The organism is Amycolatopsis sp. NPDC058340, assembly GCF_042723975.1.
Taxonomy (GTDB): Bacteria; Actinomycetota; Actinomycetes; order Mycobacteriales; family Pseudonocardiaceae; genus Amycolatopsis.
Genome location: NZ_JBHXIB010000087.1, coordinates 1 through 3,208, shown reverse-complemented (window position 1 = coordinate 3,208; position 3,208 = coordinate 1). Strand labels below are relative to the sequence as shown.

Below are 3,208 nucleotides of genomic sequence, written 5' to 3'. Positions count from 1 at the left end.
TCGCTTATCGCGGACCTCGTCGTTCCGCTTGGGGGCGGGGGTGGGGCTGGTCGTTTTCAACCCGTCCTCGCCACTCACGAGCCGTAAGGTGACCGGATGATCGATCCCGCGCAGCTGCTGTCCGTCGCCCGCGAAGAGGCCGAACTCGGCAAGGCCGAGGGCGGGGTCCCGATCGGCGCCGCCCTCTTCGACACCACCGGCGCCCTGCTCGGCCGCGGCCACAACCGCCGCGTCCAGGACGGCGACCCGTCGATGCACGCCGAGACCTCCGCGTTCCGGAACGCGGGCAGGCGGCCGCACTACCGGGACACGATCATGGTCACCACCCTCTCCCCCTGCTGGTACTGCAGCGGGCTGGTGCGCCAGTTCGGCATCGGCCGGGTGATCATCGGCGAGGCGACCACGTTCGAGGGCGGGCACGGCTGGCTAGAGGAGAACGGCGTCGAGATCACCCTGCTGGACGATCCGGCCTGCACCGCGCTGATGACGGAGTTCATCCGGGATCACCCGGAGCTGTGGTTCGAGGACATCGGCGTCCCCGCCGAAAGCTAGCTTTCGCCCTCGAACACGACGGTCCGGTTGCGCCCGGCCCCCTTCGCCGCGCGCATCGCCTGATCCGCCGCGCCGACGAGCCGGTCGAGCGTCTCGCCGGCGGCGGGATGCGACGACACCCCGATCGAGACGGTCGCCCCGGCGAACGTCCCACCCAGTGAGACGAACGTCGAGGAGATCCGCATCCGGATGCGTTCGGCGATCGCGTGCGCGTCGAACCGGCTGGTGCCGGGCAGCAGGACGACGAATTCCTCGCCGCCGAACCGGCCGACCAGGTCCGCCGCCCGGACCTCCGCGCGCAAGGTGTCCGCCACCGCGCGGAGGACGTCGTCCCCGACGTGCCTGCCGTGCCGGTCGTTGAGCCGCGCGAAGTGGTCCAGGTCGAGCATCAGCAGCGAAAGATCGGCGCCACGGCCACGAAGGAGTTCGAATTGGGTACGCGCACCGTCCAACCAGGACGACGCGGTGAGCAACCCGGTTCCGGCGTCCGTGCCCGCGTGGCCGCGCAGGGCGCGCATCGTCCCGGCCCGGTGAAGTACCACGAGTGCCCCCGCGAGTACCAAGGCGACGTACGGCCAATCCGCCGCCGACCACGCGAGCAGCAAGCCGAACGCGACCATCGCCGCGTCGAAGGCGAACCCCGACGGTTCCGCCCCGAATTCGGCGGCAGGCGCGGCCAAGGCGGCGTCGACGGACAGGAAGATCAGGCCGGTCGCGAAAACCAGCGCGAAACTCTCGAAGTCCCTTGCCGCGTCGGCGAACGGCGGCGCCCCCAGCAGTACCGGGATGATCGAGGCGCCGAGCGCCGAGAGCATGGTGGCGGAGGCCGCGAACACCTGGCGATGCGGGATCCCGCGCCGGATCCGGAACCAGCGGTGACCGGCCGAAGCGACGACGAGCACCGCGGCGAGCGCGGGCGGCAGCAGCAAAGCTCCCGCGAAAATCCACGCCGCGTCCAGTCCGGCACCGAGCCGGGTGTCGGCACGCGACCGCTCGACGGGCCGCGAAAGCTCCGAGCTGAGGATCATTCCCGCCAGCAGAGCCGAAAACGGGAGCAAGGACGACGGCGCGGGCGGCCGCAACACGAAGAGATAGGCGGTGGCGGCGAAAGCGGCGAAGTCGACGAGGAGCAGGTACCCGATCAGGCCTCGCCTGGGTAGTTCCCACAGGCTCCAGGACCCCAGTATCCGGCGCGGCGCGGCGAGCCGGTCTCTCCGGCCGCGGCGTCCGGTCGCCATCAGGGAGTCCCCCACCATTTCGGCAAACTAGCCGGTAATCGCGGTGGTGTCGATCCGCTTTCCGGGTCATCACCCCCCTACTAAGGTCGGTCGTTTCCCCCGGGAATCCCGGTGAATTCTTGACAGTCCTCAATGGTCTAGTCCACCGTGAGTGTGCGCACCCTCCCGGTTGATACGCCGCGTCAAGACGGAGGTGCTCCACACCTGCGCGCCTCGCCGCGCGCGTACCAGTTGGAGGACCTATGAAATCCTTACGACGCTGGGCAACACTGGCCACCGCCGCCGGCGCCGCTCTCGCCACGGCCGTCGGTCTCGCCCCCGTCGCCTCGGCGGCCCCGGACCCGGTGCTCGCCTCGCCCTATCTGTACCAGTGGTCGGGACAGACGGACCCGATCGCCGCGATGAACGCCACCGGGGTCAAGGCGTTCACCCTCGCGTTCATCCTCTCCGACGGCGGCTGCAACCCGAAATGGGACGGCAGCCGTTCCCTCACCGGCTCCGACGCCACGATGATCAACAACATCCGCGCCAAGGGCGGCGACGTCATCCCGTCGTTCGGCGGCTGGTCCGGCACGAAGCTCGGCCCGAAATGCGGCACCCCCGCCGCACTCGCCGGCGCGTATCAGAAGGTCATCGACGCCTACAAGCTCAAGGCGATCGACCTCGACATCGAGAACACCGACGAGTTCGAGAACTACACCGTCCAGGACCGGATCCTGAACGCCGTCAAGATCACGAAGCAGAAGAACCCCGGCCTGCGCGTGGTCATCACCATCCCGACCGAGGTGGGCGGCCCCAACGCGCACGGGAAGCGGCTGATCAACCAGTCGAAGGCGCTCGGCGCGGGGGTCGACGCGTGGTCGGTCATGCCGTTCGACTTCTCCAGCGGCGGTGACATGGCGGGCAAGACCCGCAGCGCCGTCGACGGGCTGAAGAACGTCGTGAAGTCCACCTTCGGCCTGAGCGACGACGCGGCCTACCGGCGCAGCGGGCTTTCGTCGATGAACGGGAAGACCGACGTGGCGGGCGAGACCGTCAGCGTCGCCGACTTCCGCGCGATCCGCGACTACGCGGCGAGCAAACATCTCGCCCGGCTGTCGTTCTGGGCGGTGAACCGCGATTGCAACAACTGCGCGGGGATCCCGCAGGGCAAGTACGACTACACCAAGATCGTGGCGGGTTACACCGGCTGACTTCCGTTCCCCACCGGTGTCAGTCCGTGAGGGCCTCCTTCCCTACTCTCAAGGTAGGGAAGGAGGCCCTCATCGCTTCCAGCCCAGATGCCCCGTGTCGCGAAAGCCACTTTCGGGACATCAGACGTCGCGAAAGTGGCTTTCGCGACGCGCCCGACAGCATTCGAACCGCCCGGCCGACGCCCACCCACGCCGACGTTGCGAAAGCCACTTTAGGAGCAGTGA

3 protein-coding genes are annotated in these 3,208 nt (G+C 68.8%); 2 read left to right on the top strand and 1 reads right to left on the bottom strand.

Going from position 1 to position 3,208, the window contains the following annotated elements; all coding sequences use genetic code 11:
- Positions 1–96: 96 nt before the first annotated feature.
- Positions 97–552, top strand: coding sequence for a nucleoside deaminase (locus ACFWIW_RS41180; RefSeq protein WP_378373455.1), 456 nt, complete (start codon positions 97–99; stop codon positions 550–552).
- Here ACFWIW_RS41180 and ACFWIW_RS41175 read toward each other — a convergent pair.
- On the bottom strand, positions 549–1,808 hold the full coding sequence (locus ACFWIW_RS41175; protein WP_378373454.1) for a GGDEF domain-containing protein: 1,260 nt from the start codon (positions 1,806–1,808) through the stop codon (positions 549–551). The two genes, ACFWIW_RS41180 and ACFWIW_RS41175, sit on opposite strands and share 4 nt — an antisense overlap.
- A gap of 224 nt (positions 1,809–2,032) precedes the next feature.
- On the opposite strand from ACFWIW_RS41175, the gene ACFWIW_RS41170 reads away from it, so the two are divergent.
- Positions 2,033–2,983, top strand: a complete 951-nt coding sequence (locus ACFWIW_RS41170; RefSeq protein ID WP_378373453.1) for a chitinase — start codon at positions 2,033–2,035, stop codon at positions 2,981–2,983.
- Positions 2,984–3,208 lie beyond the last annotated feature (225 nt).

What these genes read in the sequence shown, in the direction of transcription:
- ACFWIW_RS41180 (WP_378373455.1), top strand. Translation starts at nt 97, where the DNA reads ATGATCGATCCCGCGCAGCTGCTGTCCGTCGCCCGCGAAGAGGCCGAA.
- ACFWIW_RS41170 (WP_378373453.1), top strand. Translation starts at nt 2,033, where the DNA reads ATGAAATCCTTACGACGCTGGGCAACACTGGCCACCGCCGCCGGCGCC.
- ACFWIW_RS41175 (WP_378373454.1), bottom strand. Translation starts at nt 1,808, where the DNA reads ATGGTGGGGGACTCCCTGATGGCGACCGGACGCCGCGGCCGGAGAGAC.